Here is a 20,589-nt window from a genome sequence, read left to right on the forward strand (position 1 = left end):
CATGGATGGCGCGTGGCGGCGGCCCCCCACATCACTGTCGGATTACGGGCACACCGAGCCTAGGCGAGGTGCCGAGTGGTGGGGCGAAGCGTTTTGCTTACTTTTGCGCTGTCCAAAAGTGAGCCGCCGTAAGGGCGGAACCCATAGCGGCCGTTACCGCAGCAACGGATATGTACCCGGTCCAATCCAAAAAAATGGTCGGCCCAGAGGCCGCCATCGGGGGCAAGTCGAATCGTCGCACCGCCCCTCCCACATTTCAGTTAGCCGGCTTCAACAACTGCATCTGCTGGCGATAGTCATCCGTCACCTGCCGCGCCTGGCTGCTGCTGGTAATCACCCTAGGGGTAATCAGCACAATCAATTCCGTGCGGTCCTTGGACTTGCTGGTATTGCCAAACAACCAGCGCAACCCCGGAATTTTCCCAAGGTAAGGCACCGCACTGACACTCTCCGCGTTGTCCTGCTTGATCAACCCGCCCAGTAGCACTGTCTGCCCGCTCTGCACCGCGACCTGGGTGGATACCGAACGCGTGGAGATACGCGGGTTGGCCTGGGTGTCGTTGCTGGACGCCTGCTGGTCCTGGGCATCGCTGACCTGCTGCTGGATGTCCATGTACACCAGTCCACCCGGATTGATCCGCGGCACGACGTCGAGGATCACCCCGGTCTGCACGTATTCAACACTGCTCAAGGTGGTGTCGGAGGTGCCGGTGTTGACCGTGGTCTGGCTGATCGGGATGTTGTCGCCCACCTGGATCTGCGCCGGTTGGTTGTTCATCACCACCAGCGACGGCGCCGACAGCACCTGGGTGCGGCCGTTGGTTTCGAGGGCGTGCAGGGCCACTTGCAGGTTGGAGCTGACGAAGGAGTAGAACAACGAATCCGTCGCGCCCAACCCTGCCCCGCCGCCGCCCAACGCGCCCTGGCTGCCGGCGGTGTTGGCTACGGTGGTGCTGGTGGAATTACCAGCCAGGCGGCCGAGGTACCACTGCACGCCCAGGTCCAGTTCACCGGTGAGCTTGACCTCGAGGATGCGCGTTTCGATCTGCACTTGCAGCGGTGGGTTGTCGAGGCGTTTGATCGCCGATTCGATCTCTTTCCACTGCACCGGGCGGGTGCGGACCAGCAGTTGGTTACTGCTTTTTTGCGCGGTGATGCGGGTGCCGGCGTCGAGGCTTTTGGCCGGGGCGTCTTCGCTCGCGCCCTGCTCGGCGGTGTCCTGCTCGGCCTCGGGCTCCTGCTCCTCATCCTCGGCGGCGGGTGGGTTGCCATTGAGGTTGTTGCTCAGGCCACCGGGCGTGCTGCCGGAGGTGCTGTTGGTGCCCGGCGAGGACAAGGTCGCGGTGCGCAAACCGGGGGCGACCTTGGCCGGGGTATCGTCCTTGATCGCGCCCGTGCCGTAGATCTGGCGCAGGTACTTGGCCAGGTCGGTGGCCTTCATGTTGCGCACGTCGTAGACGTACATCTGCGGCTCGTTGCCGCCGCCTTCGTCGATGGTGTGGATCCAGTCGCCGACTTCACTGAGGTACTGCGGCTGCGACGAGATCGCCACCACCGAGTTGGTCCGCTCGATGGGCAAGAAGCGCACCATGCCGGCCAGGGGCATGCCGCTGTCGGGGCCGAACATTTTTTGCAACTCGGGCATCAGCTCGGCCACCGACGCCCGTTGCAGGCCGAACACGCCCACCGACATGCCCTTGAGCCAGTCCACGTCGAAGGTGTCGATGGTGTCCTGGTAATTGGCCAGTTCCTCGGGGGTGCCGGCCAGGCTCAACACATTGCGCGCCGGGTCCACCAGCAGGAACGCATTCTCGCGGGCGAACGGCTTGAGCAGTTTCTGCATCTCGGTGGCCGAGATATAACGCAACGGAAACAGGCGTGCCGACAAACCGCTGGAGGGCTGCGACACGCGCATCTCCGGCACCAGCTTGCCCGCCACCGCCTGGTTGGCCGGCAGGATCACATAGCGGTTGCCCTGTTTGATCATGGCGTTGTCGGTCCACGACAACAGGGTCTCCAGGATCGACAAGGCCTGCTGCTTGTTCACCGGCTTGGACGTGGAAAAGCTGACATTGCCCTTCACGCCCTGGGCGATGCTGTAGTTCTCGTGCAGCAGGTCGCCCATCACGCTGTTGATCACCGCTTCGATCGGCTGGTCGGCGAAGTTGAACACGATGTCGCCGCTGCCCTCCTCCTTGGCGGCCGAGACTGCTGCCGGTTGGCGCACGAACTGCTGGTTGCCGCGTATCAACTGGCGCTGGGGCGGTGTCTTCGCCTGGGGTTGGCCGCTGTCGACCGGCGCCTGTTCGCTGGCCGGGTCCACGGGTGGGCGTTGCGAACCGGTGCCCTGCATCGCCTCATGCAGCAGGGCCTCGTCCGGGTCGAGATGCTCGGGGAAGGTGCCGCAGCCACCGAGGGAAACGGCGGTGGCCAGGCACAACACGGTGGTGCGCAAGGCGCCAGGGAAGGTATCGATCAAGGGGTGGACTCGTGAGGAAGGGTAATCGGGGGTGTGGTGGACGGCGGCGGCAAGCGCAGGGCCCGCAGGCTCAGGGTTTGCGTACGGCCGTCGAGGACAAAACGGGCATCGCGGGGCGTCAGCTGTTCCAGGCGCCAGCCGTTGGGCAGGGTCTGGCCCTGCTGGACTTTGAGCGGCGGGCCATCGGCACGCTTGAGCAGCGCCACGCGCAGGTCGCCGTCGAGAACGATCCCGGTCAGCACCAGGCTCGACAGGCTGGAAACACCGGCCTGGCCCACGGCACGGTCGGGGCTGCGGTCGGGGCTGAACAGCGGCGCCTGCCAGGTGCCGGCCAGGCTTTCAAGGGTCGCGCTCGGCGCCACCAGCACCTTGGCGGCGGTGTTGGCGCGCGCATCGGGCTCTGGCGCCGGCAACCATTGCGGCGCATCGCCGATGCTGCTGAGGATGCCGACCATCAGCAGGCCCAACAGCCCGGCCACGCCGAGCAACAGCCATTCCAGGGGACGCAATGCATGGATCATCGTTGCACCTGCCGGGCGGCGGCCGGTTGCAGGTAACCGCGCACCAACAGGTGCACCACCAGTTGCCCGGCGCCGCCACTGGCCGGTGCGTTCGGTGGGCGGCGAATGCTCATCTCATCGACAAACAGAAACGGCCGCTGGTACTCCAACTCATGCAGGATCGCAGTCAAGGGCTCGATGGCGCAGTTAAGGGTCAGGCTGACCTTGACCTGACGATAGGGCTCGGCGTCGTCCTGCTCCGGGGTGATGGGCATGCGCTGGGTCAGGCTGCAACCGCCACCGAGGCCGGCGCGGCTGTTGATCAGGTCGGCGATGCGCTGCATCAGGTCCGCCGCCACCGCGCTTGGGTCGTCGCCGGGCAACAGGCTGGTGCTGCTGGCCGGGTCCTGCCGCGCCTGTTCCAACTGTTGGCGCAGGCTGTCGCCCTGGCGCAACACGCCGGCGTAGCGTTGCTGCTGTTCACGCAGCTGCTCGGCCTGCTCGCCCATGCTGCGCAAGGGGCCGGCGAACCAGCTGTCGATCAACAGCCAGTAACCGGCGCCGAGCACCAGGGCCAGGGCGATCAGGGCCGCGCCACGGCGCTCACGGGGTGTCAGTGGTCGGCGCATCGGCGGCCTCCTGGTGCAGGTGGGCGCGCAAGGAAAATTGATCCTTGCCGGTTTGCGCATCGGGTTGGATCACCCCTTCGAACTGGGCGTTTTCCAGGCTGCGGCAGCCCTTGATCCGAGTGATCAAGGCACTGGCCTTGGCGCTCTGCCCGGAGAAGGACACGTCGGCGCCGTCGTTGACTTCCAACTGGTCGAGCCAGGTGTCCGAGGGCAGGCACGCGGTCAGCTCGCTGAGCAGCGCCGCCAACGGCGGTTGGGCGGCCTTGCGGCGAATCAGGTACTGGGCGGCGCCACGGGTATTGAGCAATTGCTGGCGCAGGGCCTGGATCTCGGCGACCTGGGCTTTCTGCTCGCGCACGCTGTGTTGCATGGCATCGAGCACGCGCTGGCGGTCGTTGAGCCACAGCAGCATCGCCGCGATCAGCAACGCGCCGCACAACCACGGCAGGCTGCGTTGCAGGCCCTTGCCCTGGGGACGCTGACGGGGACGCAACGGCGCCGGCAGCAAGTCGATGCCCATGGGTTTGCCTGCGCTCTCTGCGACATCCACGGCATGGGGCTGCAAGCCGAGGACCGCGCAGTCATTGAGGATCTGATCGAGGCGCTCACGCAGGATCGCTACCAGCGTGACGTGCAGGTGCGTGGGGGTGCGGCGCTCCTGGCGCGCGACAAAGTACAACTGGGCGGCGTCGAACGGCGTGAAGCGGTCCAGTTCATAGCCCACCACTGTCGACAGGTTGCGCGCCGCCGCCGGGGGCAATTGCAGGGTTTGCACCAACACCGTTTCAGGCGGCAGCACCAGCACCTGACGCGCTTCGCCAGGCAGCTTTTCCACCGCGTCGGTCAGCGGCCAGGCGTAGGCATGCTCGGGGATCTCGGCAAAAGACAACCATGCCGGCAGGCAGCCACGCAGCTCCTTGAGCCACAGGCGCCAGCCCAATTGCAGCAGGCTGCCGCGCCAGCGCTGGGTGATGGGCTGCGCCAGCGCCTGAAGCCGTGCGGTTAACTGTTCGTTCATTCTTGCCAACGTAAGACTCGATAAGGTTGTGCGCTGCCTTGCGCGGGGCTCAATAACACGGTGGCCTGCACCTGGGCGTGGTAACCGCCGGGACGTTGGGCGCGGCTACTGACCACCAGCACGTCGCCGGGATCGGCCCCCACCGCGTTCTGGTGCGGCAGGTTCAGTGCGCGGCGCATCAAGGCACTGGCGAATGCCGGATCGGGCCGGTCCAGGCCGCTCCACAGGCTGATCTCGGGCACCAGTTCGCTGTACAACGCCTGGGTCATGCCCGGCAGTTGGCGCACCTCTTCCACCACCCGAAACGGCGCCAGGCCCTGGTTACGCCGCACCTCCAGGGCCCTGGCGAGGTGGTTGGCCTGGGCCTGGGTCGCACCGCAGGCCAGGGCCAGGCGGGCAAAATCACCCACTTCGGCGCTGTTCAAATACAACTTGCCGCGCTCGCTGTGCAGGCTGACGCGCAGCTGCGCATCGTCGAACACCAGCGGAATTTCACGCCCGTCGGCAATCCACTGCTTGCGCTGCAACGGGTCGGCGACGGCCTGCATCGCCAGCGCCACCCCGGCCTCGGCCGCCAGCACCGCCTGGGTATGCTGGCGGTGCCAGGCGGCCTGGCGTGTTTCCAGTTGCACCCAGCCGGCCAAACCGCCGAGCAACAGGCTGAGCAAGGCCAGCACCCACAGCACCAGCAGCAGGGCTACACCGCGTTGATGGCGGATCATTCGGGTGCCCCGCCGGACAGGTTCAGGCGCAAGGCAACCACCTGGGTCACCCACGGCACCGGCCCGTTCACCCGTGCGTCAATCCGCACTGCGTAAGGCAAGCGTTTGGTCCACGGCCACTCACTGATCCAGCCGGTGGCCTGGCCCTTGGGCGACACCCCGCGATAGCTGAATTGCAGGTCCTCGATATCCTTCAACAACACCTGCGGCTCACTGCGCGAGGCCGGGACGCTGACTTGCGCGGGGGACTCAAACCGCGCGAACGCCACCTGCAAATCGCGCTGCGATTCAGGGCCCACCAACTGCAAGGTGAAGCGCTGAATCCCGCCGCCGAGCACACCCGGCAAGGTCGCGACAAACTGCATGCGCTGGGGCCCACCGGCGAAAAAGCCATCGGTCTGGCTGTCGTCCTCGGTCACGTCCAGCGGCAACGCCTCGCTGATGGCGGTACGCAAAAACTGCTGCGCGGCACGCATTTCATCCAGGCTGACCGTGTAGCGCTGGGCCTTGAGCACGGCGCGATTGGCGCCCAGCAACGCACCGCCGACCAGGGTCAGCAACACCCCGAGCAGGCTCAGTACGATCATGATCTCAAGCAAGGTAAAGCCCTGCTGACGCGCCTTCACAAGCCGGCACCGACGCCGGCAGCGCGCAGTTTCAAGGTGCTGAAACGGGCCTGGCGCGGGCCTTCGCTGACGGTGAGGTCCAGGCGAAACAGATGGGCCTGGCCGATCCGGCTGGGCTGCTGGGCGATACGCAGTTGCCAGGCGATGCCGTCCAACTCGCCCTGCCGTGTACCGCTGGCCAAAGGGCCCATGCCTTCCTGATCCATCACACTCAAGGCGGCATGGGTCAAGCGGTCGCTGTGGGCCACCTGCAACAACGAGCGCGCGCTCTGGCCGAAGGCAACCAGCAGCACCGTGCTACAGATCGCCATCAGCGTCAGCGCGGCGAGCATTTCCAGCAGGGTGAAACCCGCCTGGCGCTTCATGGCAGGGCCTTGGATTCGACGCTGCCGGTCAGCCAGCCGATGTCGATGCGCCAACGCCGACTGCCGTTGGCCAGCAACACGTGGCCGCCGGTGGAGCTGCCATCGGGGTAGAAATCCACCGCCGCGCCGGCTTGCTCGGCGGTGTGCAGGGTCACTTGCAGCCCGGCCGGCCAATACTTTTTCGGACGGCCCGGCGCCTGCACGCTGAGGTTGCGCAAATCGAACACCGTGCTTTCGGTAGTGCCACTGACAATCGACCGCGCCCGCGTGCTGCGCAACGCCTCGACCACCTGCCCGACGGCCTGGCGCTCTTTGGCCGCGCGCAGGCCTTGTTGCAGGCCAAACCCTACCAAGCCGGCCGCGATGCTGATCAAGACGATCACCACCAGCATTTCCAGCAAGGTAAAGCCGCGTTGGGCGTTGGCCATGGTCGTGGGTTATTCCCAGTTGCCCAGGTCGGCGCTGTAGCCTTCGCCGCCGGGCTGGCCGTCCTGACCGTAGAAAATCAGGTCGAACGCACCGTGCTCACCGGGGAAGCGATAGCCGAAGGCATGGCCGAACGGGTCCTTGAGGTCCGACGGCTTGGCATACGGCCCGGCCCAACCGGCGCTGTTGCCCGGCTTGTCGACCAGTTGCTGCAGGCTCTTGGGCGGCGAGCCGACGTCCAGGCCGTAGCTTTCGATCTTCATGCTCAGGCTGGCCAGCTGGGCCTTGCCCGCGCCGTACTTGCCCTTGTCCACGTTGCCGCCGACCTGGCGTACCACGATGGTCGCGACAATGCCCAGCAGCACGATCACCGCGAGCATTTCCAGCAAGGTAAAACCGCCCTGGCGGCGGGCGGGCTTGAATCGGGTATGGCGCATCAGCGTGTTTCCTTAAGGGTTCATATATTGCTGGTCAGGCTCATCAGCGGCAGCATGATCGCCAGCATGATCACCGCCACCAGCACCGCCATGACCACGGTCAGGGACGGCACCAGCGCGGCGAGCAGGCGGTCGATGCCGCGTTTGGCCTCGACGTCGAACACCTCGGCGACCTTGAGCAGCATGCTGTCGAGTTCGCCGGCCTGTTCGCCGACTTCAATCATTTGCAACGCCAGATCCGGCAGCAACGGCTCGCTGCCGAAGGCGCTGGCCAGGGTGCCGCCGCCCTTGACCGACTCGGCGGCCTGGGCGACCTGGGCTTGCAGGGCGCGGTTGGTGCAGACCTGGCGGGCAATCACCAGCGCTTGCAGCAGCGCCACACCATTGCTCAGCAAGGTGCCGAGGGTGCGGGCCAGGCGGGCGGCTTCGACCCGTTGCAGCAACGGGCCGATGATGCGGATGCCCAGCACGCGGCGGTCATAACGTTCGCGGCGCTGGGGATCGCGCAGCCGCGCGGCCAGGGCCCAGGCGCCGACAATCAACCCGGCCAGCACCGCCAGGCCGTAGGCCCCGAGGAATTGGCCGAGGCCCAGGATCACCTCGGTAATCAGTGGAATCGGCACGCCCAGGTCCTTGAAGATCGGCACGAACTGCGGCACCACATAGGCCAGCAGCAACGCCAGCGAACCGAGCACGCCGACCACCAGAAACGCCGGGTAGATCAGCGCGTTGATCACTTCGCCCCTGAGCAGTTGGCTGCGCTCCAGGTAGTCGCTGAGCTGGCGCAGGGTGTCTTCGAGGGCGCCGCCCGCCTCGCCGGCGCGGACCATGCTCAGGTACAGCGGCGAAAACTGGCTGCCCTCCGCCTCCAGCGCCTTGGATAACGGCTGGCCGGCCTTGACCTGTTCGCGGATGCGCTCGATCAGCGCGCGGGTCTGGGGCTGGCCGGGCTGCTTGAGCAGGATGCCCAGGGAGCGTTCCAGCGGCTGGCCGGCGCCCAATAGCGTGGCCAATTGTTGAGTGAAACTGACCAGCGCCGCGCCATTCAACTGACCCCGGCCAAAGGCCTTGCGCAGGCCCTGGGCGCCCGCCACCTCGATCTGCAACAGCAGCAAACCGCGCTTGTGCAGCGCGGCGACTGCAGCGTCCTGGTCCTTGGCTTCGAGGGTGCCGTTTTGCGCCTGGCCCTGGCTGTCGAGGGCGCGGTATTTGAACAGGCTCATGCGCCCTCTCCCCGGGTGACGCGCAGCACTTCTTCAAGTGAGGTGACACCGGCCACGGCCTGGCGCAGGCCTTCTTCATGCAAGGTCCGCAGGCCGCCACGGCGGGCGGCCTGTTCGAGGGTGGCGGCGTCGGCCTGGCGCATCAACAGGCTGCGCAGTTCGTCGTTCATCACCAGCAGTTCAGTGATCGCACTGCGGCCGTGGTAGCCACCGCCCGGCGCATCGGCGCGGGGGCGATAAAGCATGATCGGACGCTGCTCGGTAAACCGGTCGAGGCCGTGTTCGGCGATCAACTCCGCGGGTGCTTCGAAGGCTTCGCGGGTGGCCGGGTCCAGGCGCCGCACCAGGCGCTGGGCGAGGATGCCGTTGACGGTCGAGGCAATCAGGTAGCTTTCGACACCCATGTCCAGCAAGCGCGTGATACTCGCCGCCGCGCTGTTGGTGTGCAGGGTCGAGAGCACCAGGTGGCCGGTGAGGGACGACTGGATGGCGATGCGGCAGGTTTCCAGGTCGCGGATTTCACCGATCATGATCACGTCCGGGTCCTGGCGCACGATGGAGCGCAGCGCGCCGGCGAAGTCGAGGCCGATGGCCGGTTTCACCTGGATCTGGTTGATGCCCTCAAGCTGGTATTCCACCGGGTCTTCCACGGTGATGATCTTGCGCTCGGCGGTATTGAGCCGCGACAGCGCGGTGTACAGGGTGGTGGTCTTGCCCGAGCCGGTGGGCCCGGTGACGAGCAGGATACCGTGGGGCCGTTCGAGCACTTCGAGGAAGGCTTCCAGGCGCTGGCCATCGAAGCCCAGGCTCTGAAAATCGAACTGCACGGTCTGGCGGTCGAGCAAACGCATGACCACCGATTCGCCAAAACTGGTGGGCACCGTGGACACCCGCAAGTCCAGCTCCTTGCCCTGGATGCGCAGCATGATGCGCCCGTCCTGGGGCAGGCGCCGCTCGGCGATGTCCAGGCGCGCCATGATCTTCACCCGCGAAATCACCGCCGCTGAAGAGCTGGACGGCGGCGCCTCGGCTTCATGCAGCACGCCATCGATGCGGTAGCGCACCTTGAGCTGGTTTTCGAAGGGTTCGATATGAATGTCCGAGGCGCGATGTTCCACCGCGCGCTGCAGGATCAGGTTGACCAGGCGAATCACCGGCGCTTCGGAGGCCATGTCCTTGAGGTGCTCGATGTCTTCCAGGGCACCGCCCTGCTCGTCGAGGTTTTCGATCAGGGTGCCCATGGCCGAACGGCCCTGGCCGTAGTAACGCTCGATCAGGGATTCGACTTCGTTGCGCGGCCCCACCGCCAGCCACACCGGCACGCCACAGGCATAGGCCATGGCCTGGAACGGATACACTAGCGACGGGTTGGCCGCCAGCACCCGCAGGCCGCCCTGGCTCCAGCCCACGGGCACCACCTGGTAGTGGCGCATGAAACGCTCGGTCAACACCGGCAACGGGTCCAACAGCGGCGGCGCGGCATCAGCCAACAGCAGCGGTGCGCCGAGCAGGTCGGCCCAGGCACGGGCCAGTTCCACTTCGGAAACCAGCCCCAGGCGCGTGAGCAGGCCCAGTAATTCGGTGTCACCGCCCTCCTGGGACAAGCGTCGGGCGCGCTCCAGGTCAACGGTTTTCAAGCCGGCATGTTGCATCAGCCACGCGCAGACCTGTTCGGTGTGCGGGATGTGCAGTTGGCAGGCATTGAGAGGTGTTGAGGAGCTGGGCATGGGTAAAAATCTGAGGGGCTATATGAGCCCCCTGTAGGAGCGAGCTTGCTCGCGAAAAAGGTACATCCGACGCCGCGATGCGCTTGGAATACTTTCGCGAGCAAGCTCGCTCCTACAGGGCGTCAGGCTTACTTGGTTGGCGCTGTTTTAGAGGTAGCAGATTGGCTCAGCGGCCGCCCACCCTTGGTGGTTTCAGCCTTCTGTTTTTTGACGGCCTTGGCATCGTGGGCCTGGGTCAGCACCGTGGAATCGGCGGCGCCGGATTTCGCATCGGCGTCCGTAGACTCCGCCGCCATCGCCGCGCCACTTAGCGCAACGCCCAATACAACACCGGCACCCAACAGGGAAATCTTCATCAACTTTCTCCAGATCAAAAACAGCAGATAGCCCAAGTGGCGCCTTGAACTCGATCAAGACCCTACACCAAAGCGTTGTGTATGACAGCTTGTGTAAACATGGCACTTTAGAACTACCGAGCAATGCCACTAGTTAGCCACGACTCGATAAATTTTCTTAAACCAATCGACTGGTAGGTTTAGCCTTAGTTCCGAAAGGTAAGAAAATATTTCTTATTTCACGCAAAAATTAGCTTTCGTTTGACTTATAACCGCAAGAATTGCCTTAATTATGCGGTTTTTGCGGTTCAAAATGCCATCTCGTGATATCGCTTAGACACTATCCACAACAATAACTAATACAATTATTACACTTATAAAACTGCGAAATTCGCCAAATAGTTGCAATTAGCCATCGCTTAAAAATTGCGATCACGGGCAACTATTGCCCGAAAAAAGTGACGAGGTGCAGTGCAACACGCACTTCTCGGCGCGCCCTGTTTACTGAACTGTTGTCGGAGAGACCCATGAATAAACGCAAAATGATCGGTGCACAGTCGGCTTTCGCCCTGCTGGCACTGGCCGTGTCCCAGGTGCATGCAGCCACCAGCCCGGCCCTGGATGAAGGTCGGGTCAGCCGCGCGGAAAAAGCCGCGGACAAGACCCTGGCGAAGATGACCCTGGAAGAAAAACTCGCCTACATCGGCGGCACCGGTGGCTGGGACGTCAAGCCACTGACCCAGTACGGTATCCCGCAGATCCACGGCGCCGATGGCGGTGTGGGCGTGCGCTACACCAGCGAAGGCAACGCCCAGGGCGTGGTCTACCCGTCGGGGCCGAACCTGGCCGCCAGCTGGAACCCACGGCGCGCCATCGACCTGGGCCGTGCCCTGGGCTATGACACCGCCAGCGGTGGTTATCAGTTCGTCACCGGCCCTGGGGTGAATCTGTACCGCATGCCGTACAGCGGCCGGGCGTTCGAGTACCTGTCCGGTGAAGACCCGTTCCTCGGCGCCAGCCTGGCGCCGGCCGTGATCAACGGCATTCAGTCCCGTGGCGTGTGGGCCAACGCCAAGCATTTCGCCGCCAATGACCAGGAAAGCAACCGCTTCCACCTCAATGAAATCATCAGCGAACGCGTGCTGCGCGAGATGACCCTGCCGCCGTTCGAGTCCGCCTCGAAGAACAGCAAAGTCGCGATGATGATGTGCGCCTTCCAGAAGGTGAACGGCGAGTTCGCGTGCCAGAACAAGCACCTGATGCGTGACATCCTCAAGACCGAATGGGGCTACCCGGGCTTCGTGCAGAGCGACTACAACGCGGTGGTCGACGGTTTGCCGGCGGCACAGGCGGGTACCGACCTGGACATGATGGGCTACCAGATGAACAGCACCATCCTCAAGCCGTACCTGGACAGCGGCGAGCTGAGCAGCGCGACCATCGATGACAAGGTGCGCCGCATCCTCAAGCAGATCTACCTGTACAAGTTCGACAGCAAGGCGCCGCTGACCAGCCACAACATGAACAGCGCCACCAGCAACCGCGTGGCCCTGAACGCCGCCCGCGAAGGCATCGTGCTGCTGAAAAACCAGAACAGCCTGCTGCCGCTGGACGCCAGGAAAGTCAAGCGCATCGCCGTGGTCGGCACCCTGGCCAAGTACGCGCCGCCTACCGGTTTCGGCAGCGCCAACGTCATGGCCGCCAACTACATCAGTGAGCTGAGCGGCTTGCAGCAACTGGCGCCAGGCGCCAAGGTCGAGTTCATCGACGGGCTGTCCCTGGACCCGGCCACCTCGACCTGGACCCATGCCGACGGCAATGGCAACAGCGTCAAAGGCCTGAAGACCGAGTTCTTCAGCAACACCAATTGGTCCGGCGACCCGGCCGCCAGCCGCACCGACCCCCATGTCGACCTGGACTGGTCCACCGACAGCCTGCCGGTGAACGGCGATACCGCCGCCACCTCGATTCGCTACAGCGGCCAGATCACCCCGACGGTCAGCGGCGAGCAGGTGTTCAAGGTGCGTGCCGACGGCGCCGTGCGCCTCTACGTCAACGGCAAGAAAGTCCTCGACAACGGCGACGGCAAACCGCTGCCGAACAACAGCATTCCGCCGACCATCCCGGTGTTTGCCAAGGTCAACCTGGAAGCCGGCAAACCGGTCGACATCAAGCTGGAATATTCACGCCGCAACGGCTACCTGTCGACCATGGGCGGCCTCGTCGGTGTGCAGATGAGCTGGGCGTCGCTGGTGGCACCGCAGGACCTGGCCAAGTACGACGCGGTACTGGTCGCGGCCGGTAACAGCAATGAGTACGAAGGCGAAGGCTTCGACCACAGCTTCGACCTGCCCGAATACCAGAACCTGCTGATCCAGAGCATCGCCAAGGTCAACCCGAATACCGTGGTCACCCTGCACGGCGGTACCGGCCTGAAGATGAGCGACTGGATCGATCAGGTACCGGTCGCGCTGCATGCGTTCTACCCTGGGCAGAACGGCGGCCAGGCCCTGGCGGAGATCCTGCTGGGCAAGGTCAACCCGTCGGCCAAGCTGCCGATCAGCATCGAGCGCAACATCGAAGACAACCCGATCTACGCGACCTTCCCCAAGTTCGACAACCAGGAAACCCTGGCCGAGATGAGCTACAAGGACGATCTGTTCCTGGGCTATCGCGGCTACGAGAAAAAGGGCATCAAGCCGCTCTACCCGTTCGGCTACGGCTTGTCGTACACCACCTTCGGCTACAGCAATATCAGCGTGACCCCTGGGGTGGCGGTGGCCGGTGCGCCGATCAAGGTGTCGTTCGACCTGGCCAACACCGGCAAGGTCGCGGGTGCCGAAGTGGCCGAGTTGTACGTGGGCCAGAACAACCCGAAAGTCGAACGCGCGATCAAGGAACTCAAGGGCTACAAGAAGGTGTTCCTCAAGCCGGGCGAGAGCAAGCGCGTGACCATCGAGCTCAACGATCGCTCGCTGGCCTACTACGACGTAGCGAGCAAGCAATGGGTGGTGGATGCCGACAGCTTCAACCTGTCGGTGGGCGCGTCGTCCCAGGATATTCGCCTGAACGCCAAGCTGGTCAACCCGTTCCGCCAGGAACTGTCGACCACCACCAGCAACCCGCTGCCGCGCTCGGCGCTCAACTCGACGCTGCGTGAATCGACGGTGAAGACCGGCGGTGTGCTGCATCAAAACGAAGGCGACAGCGGCACCAGCGACGGTGATGGCTATGACATGAGCGATGACAGCAGCCAGGGCAGTGCCACCGGCAACTGATCCCTGTGGAAGGGGGCTTGCCCCCGATGAGCATGGGTATCTACACAACTGTGTAGCAGCCAACGCTAACCACGATGCGAAGCGAGCCGCCCTTGATCTTGATCTTGCTTTTGATCTTGATCTCAGGCGCCCCGTTAACCACGCTGGCCGGAATTCGATAGTGATTTGGGGGGTAAACCGGCAGGGATGCCGGTTTAGCCGCCCCGCGCCATGGATGGCGCGTGGCGGCGGCCCCCCACATCACTGTCGGATTACGGGCACACCGAGCCTAGGCGAGGTGCCGAGTGGTGGGGCGAAGCGTTTTTGGTTACTTTTGGCGCTCTTCCAAAAGTGACCCGCTGTAAGAGCGGAACCCTAAGTAGCCGTTACCGCAGCAACGGATATGTACTCATTCCAACCCCAGCACATGGTCGGCCCAGAGGCCGCCATCGGGGGCAAGCCCCCTCCCACATGTTGACTGTGTTCGACTCAGGTTCTGATGGCTGCCTCGACCCGCGCGATGTAGCTGTCAAACCGCGCCACCAGGTCCACCTGCTCGGGAAACCGCAGCCACTGGATCTGCAGGCCATCCATCATGGCCAGGATTTCTTCCACCAGCCCGGCGATGTCCACATCGCTGCGCACCTCCCCCGCCGCGACCAGGTCGGCAAACTGCCCCTGCATGCGCTGGTGAATCGCCGCATAGCGCGCCTGGAACCAGGCCCAGGCCGGTTGGGTGTCCAGCAGGCTTTCGGCATTCAAGATGGTAAACGCGCGCACCACGCCCGGTGCCGTGGCATTCGAACGATTGATCGCACGCAGGCTGCCGAGCAGGCCATTGAGGGTTTTCTCCGCACGTACCTCATCGGCAATCCGTTGATTGACCTCATCGCGACGCTGCAACACCCCCATCAACAGCGAGATCTTGCTGGGAAAATGATGCAGCAGCCCGGCCACCGAAATACCCACGATCGCCGCCACCTGGGCCATCGAGGCGCCGCTGTAGCCTTCCAGGGAAAACACCTGCAGGGCCGCGTCCAGCAGCTCTTCGCGGCGTTTTTCACCTTTGGGGGCGCGGCGGGTCTTGGGGGCGGGTTCGGTCATGGGCAGGTCCTAGTGGGCGATAAAAAAGCTCAGGCGCTTTCCCGTTCGATCAAGCGGCAATCCAACAGGTTCAAACGCTGTACGGCATCCGGCAACACGCCGAGGCTTTCCAGCACGCGGGTTGCCGCCAGTACGCCGATCTCCAGGGCCGGCGGTTTGATTGTACTCAGGCTGGGCAACAGCATTTCGGCAAACGGGTAATCACCGAACCCGAGCACCGCGCACTTTAACCCGGAACGCTGCCCGGCCAGCAAACCACCGGCGGCGAGGTTGTCATTGGCGAAGAAGATCGCGTCAGGCGGGGTGGCGTGGTTCATCAGGGCTTGCATCGCCTGCTTGCCGGCCTCGAAAGGCGCGCTGTCGGCGTCCGGGACGAAGACCCGGGGCTGTACACCCAGTTCGATCAGGGTCGCGGCAAACCCATCGCCCCGCTCCAGCGCGCTGAAGTCGCCCGTGGCGCTGTTCTGCACGAAGGCCATGCGCCGATAGCCCTTGCCATGCAGGTAGCGCGCGGCCGTGACGCCGACGTCGTAGTGGGAAAAACCGATCTGCACCGGCGCGCGTTCGGGCACGTAGTCCCAGGTTTCCACCACCGGGATCTCGGTGTCGGCGATCATCTTTTCGGTGCCTGCACTGTGGAAGCGGCTGGTCAGTACCAGCGCCGCCGGCGACCAGCCGAGGAACGCGCGCACCGCGCTTTCTTCCTGCTCGGCGCTGAAGTAACTGGACGCCAGCAACAGCTGATACCCATGGCGACTGAGGGTGTCGCTGAAGCCCTGGATCGTGTTGGCGAAGATCGGCCCCGAGATGTTCGGGATCACCATCGCCACGATCCGCCCCCGCGCCGACGCCAGCCCGCCGGCCACCAGGTTGGGCACATAACCCAGCTCGGCCACCACCTCGGCGATGCGCTCGCGACGCTCGGGCGAGACCTGCTCCGGCTGGTTGAAATAGCGCGACACGGTGATCGCCGACACCCCGGCCTGGCGGGCCACGGTGTTCAAGGTGACGCGCCCGGCGCCACGGCGTTTACGCGGTTTGTCTTCGCTCACGGGACCATCCTGCTAACAACAAAAAAGAATATAGGAATAATTTTTAAGTCTTTGACGCTCTAAACCCGAGCTACCAATAATACCGATGTTAGCGCTAACAAAGCGCGCTGTCTGCTACTCGCTCAAGCGAATGCCCACGACAGTCTTACAGGCGCTGACGGTCGTGAGAGCCGCAGCGGTCCAGGGCATTTTTTCGAGCGAACACACCATGCACAGGCACACGCACTTATTCCTTCTCGCCGGTCTGACCGCCCTCCCCGTGCCCGGCGCCTTTGCCGCCGACGAGCAGGAACCCACGCTCAAAGCGGTGACGGTCACCGCCACCCGGCGTGAAGAATCCCTGCAAAAAGTCCCGGTGGCGGTCTCGGTGCTGGACGGCGAACAACTGGAGCGCGACAACCGCAACGGCGTGGCCAGCATCGCCCAGCAAGTGCCGTCGCTGAACTTCCGCACCGGCGCCTCGAACAAGGACACCTCGCTGTTCGTGCGCGGCGTGGGCACCATTTCCACCTCCCCTGGGGTGGAGCCGACGGTGGCCACGGTGATCGACGGCGTGGTCTATGCGCGCCCCGGCCAGGCCACCCTCGACCTGCTGGACCTGGAACGCATCGAAGTGCTGCGCGGCCCGCAAGGCACCTTGTTCGGCAAGAACGCCTCGGCCGGCGTGCTCAACATCACCAGCAAGGCGCCCACCGCCGAGACCCACGGCTATATCGACCAGGCGTACTACAGCGGCAACGAAAGCCGCACCCGTTTCGGCATCGGCGGCAGCCTGGTGCCGGAGGTGCTCAAGGGCTCGATCAGCACGCTGTTCGGCAGCTACGACGGTAACGTCGATAACCAGCACAACGGCCAGGAGGTCAACGGCTACAACCACAAGGGCATCCGCGGCAAGCTGGAATTCACCCCCAACGATGACGTGAAACTGACCCTGATCGCCGACTACATGCAGTCCCACGACGATGCGCCGAATGGCGTGGTCAGCAAGTCCCTGAGCCCGGCCTTCAGCAATGCCTTGAGCCCGGTGCGCGCCTCCGGCGACAACCGCGACATCAACACCGATACGCGCAGCCATGTCGAGGACACCAACAAAGGCTTGTCCGCTCAGTTGGACTGGAACCTCGGCGACTACACCCTGACCTCGATCACCGCCTGGCGCGGCTGGGACAACACCCAGTACCAGGACGGCGACCGCCTCGGCACAGTGACCGCCGCCTTCCCCGGCACCGCCGACAAGGGCGAGCTGGCTTTCGACCAATACTCCCAGGAACTGCGCCTGGCCTCGCCCAAGGGTGAGTTCCTGGAATACGTCGGCGGCCTGTTCTACATGCACGGCAAGGACGAGGAAACCTATCAGCGCACGCTCACGACCACCACGCGCACCGACCGTGGCATCGCCGACTACAGCACCACCAGCGACAGCTACGCGGTGTTCGGCGAGACCACGCTGAACTTCACCTCGCGCTTTCGTGGCATCGCCGGCCTACGCTACACCCACGATGAGCTGAAATACGATCACCGCCGCGTCTCCACCTCGGCCACCACGGTCAGCGGGATTCAACCGGCCACCTCCAGCTCCGGCTCGGTGGACGAAGACGGCTGGTCAGGCCGCCTCGGGGTGCAGTACGACCTCAGCGACAGTGTCACCAGCTACCTCACCTACTCGCGCGGCTACAAGGGCCCGGCCTACAACGTGTTCTTCAATATGCAGCCGCGCGACACCGACGCGCTCAAGCCGGAAACCTCCAACACCTGGGAAGCCGGGATCAAGGCCACCGCCTGGAACAACCGCCTGACCACCAACCTGGCGATATTCCGCAGCGACTACGACAACTACCAGGCGAACTTTTTCGACACCGTCGCCGGCCAGGTCGTGACCCGCCTGATCAACGCCGGCAGCGTCAGCACCGAAGGCGTCGAGCTGGATTACGCCCTGCAGGCCACCCAGCAACTCAAGCTCTCCGGCGCCCTGGCCTACACCCGTGCGCGCATTGATGAGTTCGCCTGCCCGGCCGGTGCAGCGGCGACGTGCAACGTGAATGGCAAGCCACTGCCCTTCAGCCCGGACTGGAAAAGCTACGTGCGCGCCGACTACACGATCCCGCTGGATAACGGCCTGGACATCGAACTGGGCACCGACTACAGCTGGCAGAGCGAAGTACAGTACGACATCAGTCAGAACGTCGACACCAAGCAAGGCGCCTATGGCATCTGGAACGCCAGCGTGGCCCTGGCCGACTACACCAACGGTTGGCGCGTGGCGTTGCTGGCCAAGAACCTCGCCGACAAGTCCTACTCACCGCTGCTGGCCAGTGGCGGCAACTACATCTACCGCGCCGTACCCCGTGACGATGAGCGTTACTTCGGCGTGCAACTGCGCAAGGATTTCTAGCATGAGCCGTCAACTGAAACTCGGCGCCTTTCTCATGGCCACCGGGCACCATGTCGCCGCCTGGCGCCACCCGGACGTGCCGGCGGATGCCGGGCTGGATTTCGCCCAATACAAACACCTGGCACGGGTGGCCGAAGCGGCGAAGTTCGATGCGCTGTTCGTGGCCGACAGCATCGCCGCTGCCACTGGTGAGATCGCCAGCCATATGGCGCGCTCGGATCATTTCGAGCCGCTCACCCTGCTCTCGGCACTGAGTGCGGTGACCGATAACATCGGCCTGATCGCCACGGCGACCACCAGCTACAACGAGCCCTACCATGTGGCGCGCAAGTTCGCTTCGCTGGATCACCTGTCCGGCGGGCGTGCGGGCTGGAACCTGGTGACCTCGGACAACGCCGCCGAAGCGCAGAATTTTGGCCGCGACGAACACCTCGGCCATGGCGAACGCTACAGCCGCGCCAGGGAGTTTCATCAGGTGGTGACCGGGCTGTGGGACAGCTGGGAAGACGATGCCTTTGTGCGCGACAAGGCCAGCGGCAACTATTACGACCCGACGAAACTGCATGTGCTGGACCACGTGGGCGAACACTTCCGGGTCAAGGGCCCGCTGAATGTGGCGCGCTCGCCCCAGGGCCAGCCGGTGATCGTGCAGGCCGGCTCGTCCGAAGCCGGCCGTGAACTGGCCGCGCAGACCGCCGAGGTGGTGTTTACCGCACAGACCTCGCTGGCCAATGCCCAGGCGTTTTATGCCGACCTCAAGGGCCGCTTGAGCCGGTACGGGCGCGGGTCGGATTCGCTGAAAATCATGCCCGGCGTGTTTGTGGTGGTCGGGGCGACCGAGGCCGAGGCCCAGGCCAAATTCGAGGCGTTTCAGGATCTCGTCGAACCTGAGGTGGGCGTCGCGTTGCTGGGGCGCATGCTGGGCAATTTCGACCTGTCCGGCTACCCGCTGGACGGGCCGTTGCCGGCGCTGCCGTTGACCGACAGCGGGCAACGCAGTCGCCAGCAACTGCTGAGTGACTTGGCCGATCGTGAGCAACTGACCCTCGCGCAATTGGGTCGGCGAATTGCCGGGGGCCGCGGGCATTACAGCCTGATCGGCACGCCTGCGCAGATTGCCGATGAGCTGCAGAACTGGTTCGAAAACGGCGCGGCCGATGGTTTCAATATCCTGGTGCCGCACTTGCCGGGTGGGTTGGAAGACGTCGCGCAAGGGGTGGTGCCGGAGCTGCAGCGGCGCGGCCTGTTTCGCACTGAATACAGCGGTTCCACCTTGCGCGAAAACCTCGGCCTGGCGCGCCCGGCCCATCGTTTTACAGAGGCTAGAGCATGAAAATCCCCGCACTGATTCTGGCCCTGCTGGCGGTGACGCAAACCGCCCTGGCCGCCGACCCCGCCACCCTGCGTATCGGCTACCAAAAAGGCTCCATCGCCCTGGTCCTCGCCAAGCAACACGAACTGCTGGAAAAGCGTTTCCCGAAGACGGAGGTGAAGTGGATCGAATTCCCCGCCGGCCCGCAGATGCTTGAAGCGCTGAACGTGGGGGCACTGGATGTGGGTTCCACCGGCGACATCCCGCCGCTGTACGCCCAAGCCGCCGGGGCCGACCTGGTCTATATCGGCGCCGAACCGCCCAAGCCCAGCGCCGAGACGATCCTGGTGCGCAATGACAGCCCGCTGCATTCGGTGGCGGACCTCAAGGGCAAGAAAGTGGCGTTCCAGAAGGGTTCCAGCTCCCACAACCTGATCCTGCGCGCGCTGAACAACGCCGGCCTGAGCTACAAGGACATCCAACCGGTGTACCTGCCGCCGGCCGATGCACGAGCGGCGTTCGAACAAGGCAGCGTCGATGCCTGGGCGATCTGGGAGCCCTACTCGTCACTCGCCTTGAGCCAGAGCCCCAGCCATGTGCTGGCCAATGGCGAAGGCTTGGGTTTGTCGGGTCCGGTGTACACCGCCCGGCGCGCGTATGCGCGGGACAACGGTGCCTTTATCCATGACCTGCTCGACGAACTCACCGCCGCCGAAGCCCTTACCCGCAGCCAGCGCGAAGACAACCTGAACGTACTGACCGAGTTCATGGGCCTGCCCGCCGAGGTGGTTGCGCGCTACATGGACAACCGCCCGCCTTCGCCGATTTTGCCGATTGATGACAAGATTATTGAGGCGCAGCAGGCGACGGCGGATCTGTTTTTCCAGAATCGGTTGTTGCCCAAGGCCATTGAGGTGAAGAAGGCCATGTGGAATTCCCAAGCCAACTGAGATCCAAATATGGGACGGGACTTGCCCCCGATAGC

At 64.2% G+C, this 20,589-nt stretch carries 18 protein-coding genes; 4 read left to right on the plus strand and 14 right to left on the minus strand.

The window, feature by feature from the left end:
- Positions 1–256: 256 nt before the first annotated feature.
- From gspD to BLQ09_RS01115, 12 genes are all read right to left on the minus strand, one after another.
- On the minus strand, positions 257–2,479 hold the full coding sequence (gspD, locus tag BLQ09_RS01060; RefSeq protein ID WP_027607422.1) for a type II secretion system secretin GspD: 2,223 nt from the start codon (positions 2,477–2,479) through the stop codon (positions 257–259).
- The gene (locus tag BLQ09_RS01065) at positions 2,476–3,000 is read right to left on the minus strand and encodes a general secretion pathway protein GspN (protein WP_092354849.1); all 525 of its coding nucleotides are present in this window, start codon (positions 2,998–3,000) and stop codon (positions 2,476–2,478) included. Before BLQ09_RS01065 ends, gspD begins: the two co-directional genes overlap by 4 nt.
- The gene (gene gspM / locus BLQ09_RS01070) at positions 2,997–3,608 is read right to left on the minus strand and encodes a type II secretion system protein GspM (protein ID WP_024076406.1); all 612 of its coding nucleotides are present in this window, start codon (positions 3,606–3,608) and stop codon (positions 2,997–2,999) included. Before gspM ends, BLQ09_RS01065 begins: the two co-directional genes overlap by 4 nt.
- Complete coding sequence (locus tag BLQ09_RS01075) at positions 3,583–4,626, minus strand: type II secretion system protein GspL (RefSeq protein ID WP_027607420.1); 1,044 nt, start codon at positions 4,624–4,626, stop codon at positions 3,583–3,585. Before BLQ09_RS01075 ends, gspM begins: the two co-directional genes overlap by 26 nt.
- A complete protein-coding gene (locus tag BLQ09_RS01080; RefSeq protein WP_043293746.1) occupies positions 4,623–5,348 on the minus strand; it encodes a hypothetical protein in 726 nt (241 codons plus the stop codon). Before BLQ09_RS01080 ends, BLQ09_RS01075 begins: the two co-directional genes overlap by 4 nt.
- Positions 5,345–5,974, minus strand: a complete 630-nt coding sequence (locus BLQ09_RS01085; protein WP_092354852.1) for a prepilin-type N-terminal cleavage/methylation domain-containing protein — start codon at positions 5,972–5,974, stop codon at positions 5,345–5,347. The genes BLQ09_RS01080 and BLQ09_RS01085 overlap by 4 nt, the downstream gene beginning before the upstream one ends.
- Positions 5,971–6,339, minus strand: a complete 369-nt coding sequence (locus tag BLQ09_RS01090; RefSeq protein WP_092354855.1) for a type II secretion system protein — start codon at positions 6,337–6,339, stop codon at positions 5,971–5,973. Before BLQ09_RS01090 ends, BLQ09_RS01085 begins: the two co-directional genes overlap by 4 nt.
- Positions 6,336–6,767: a type II secretion system protein gene (locus tag BLQ09_RS01095; RefSeq protein WP_092354858.1), complete on the minus strand. Its 432-nt coding sequence runs from the start codon at positions 6,765–6,767 to the stop codon at positions 6,336–6,338. The genes BLQ09_RS01090 and BLQ09_RS01095 overlap by 4 nt, the downstream gene beginning before the upstream one ends.
- Before the next feature lie 9 nt (positions 6,768–6,776).
- Positions 6,777–7,202 (minus strand): type II secretion system major pseudopilin GspG, encoded by a 426-nt coding sequence (gene gspG / locus BLQ09_RS01100; protein ID WP_027607415.1) that lies wholly within the window; start codon positions 7,200–7,202, stop codon positions 6,777–6,779.
- Positions 7,203–7,222: 20 nt separating this feature from the next.
- Positions 7,223–8,425, minus strand: coding sequence for a type II secretion system inner membrane protein GspF (gene gspF, locus BLQ09_RS01105; RefSeq protein ID WP_027607414.1), 1,203 nt, complete (start codon positions 8,423–8,425; stop codon positions 7,223–7,225).
- On the minus strand, positions 8,422–10,152 hold the full coding sequence (gene gspE / locus BLQ09_RS01110; protein WP_027607413.1) for a type II secretion system ATPase GspE: 1,731 nt from the start codon (positions 10,150–10,152) through the stop codon (positions 8,422–8,424). The genes gspF and gspE overlap by 4 nt, the downstream gene beginning before the upstream one ends.
- A 128-nt stretch (positions 10,153–10,280) precedes the next feature.
- A complete protein-coding gene (locus BLQ09_RS01115) occupies positions 10,281–10,508 on the minus strand; it encodes a hypothetical protein (protein ID WP_065927288.1) in 228 nt (75 codons plus the stop codon).
- Between the two features lie 506 nt (positions 10,509–11,014).
- Between BLQ09_RS01115 and BLQ09_RS01120 the strand changes: the two genes are divergently transcribed.
- Entirely contained in the window at positions 11,015–13,765 is a 2,751-nt protein-coding gene (locus tag BLQ09_RS01120) for a beta-glucosidase (RefSeq protein ID WP_092354861.1), read from the plus strand.
- Between the two features lie 468 nt (positions 13,766–14,233).
- Here BLQ09_RS01120 and BLQ09_RS01130 read toward each other — a convergent pair whose 3' ends face one another.
- The gene (locus tag BLQ09_RS01130) at positions 14,234–14,848 is read right to left on the minus strand and encodes a TetR/AcrR family transcriptional regulator (protein ID WP_027607410.1); all 615 of its coding nucleotides are present in this window, start codon (positions 14,846–14,848) and stop codon (positions 14,234–14,236) included.
- Positions 14,849–14,877: 29 nt separating this feature from the next.
- On the minus strand, positions 14,878–15,900 hold the full coding sequence (locus BLQ09_RS01135; RefSeq protein ID WP_092354864.1) for a LacI family DNA-binding transcriptional regulator: 1,023 nt from the start codon (positions 15,898–15,900) through the stop codon (positions 14,878–14,880).
- Between the two features lie 208 nt (positions 15,901–16,108).
- On the opposite strand from BLQ09_RS01135, the gene BLQ09_RS01140 reads away from it, so the two are divergent.
- From BLQ09_RS01140 to BLQ09_RS01150, 3 genes are read left to right on the plus strand one after another with little or no spacing between them, the layout of a single operon-like run.
- On the plus strand, positions 16,109–18,292 hold the full coding sequence (locus BLQ09_RS01140) for a TonB-dependent receptor (protein ID WP_043293743.1): 2,184 nt from the start codon (positions 16,109–16,111) through the stop codon (positions 18,290–18,292).
- Positions 18,285–19,625, plus strand: coding sequence for an LLM class flavin-dependent oxidoreductase (locus BLQ09_RS01145; RefSeq protein WP_175472289.1), 1,341 nt, complete (start codon positions 18,285–18,287; stop codon positions 19,623–19,625). Before BLQ09_RS01140 ends, BLQ09_RS01145 begins: the two co-directional genes overlap by 8 nt.
- Positions 19,622–20,554 carry a sulfonate ABC transporter substrate-binding protein gene (locus tag BLQ09_RS01150; protein ID WP_092354870.1) on the plus strand — a complete coding sequence of 311 codons (933 nt, stop codon included), beginning with the start codon at positions 19,622–19,624 and terminating at the stop codon, positions 20,552–20,554. The genes BLQ09_RS01145 and BLQ09_RS01150 overlap by 4 nt, the downstream gene beginning before the upstream one ends.
- The last annotated feature ends 35 nt before the right edge of the window (positions 20,555–20,589 follow it).

It is taken from the genome of Pseudomonas sp. NFACC25 (genome assembly GCF_900100935.1).
In the GTDB taxonomy this organism is placed as follows: Bacteria; Pseudomonadota; Gammaproteobacteria; order Pseudomonadales; family Pseudomonadaceae; genus Aquipseudomonas; species Aquipseudomonas marginalis.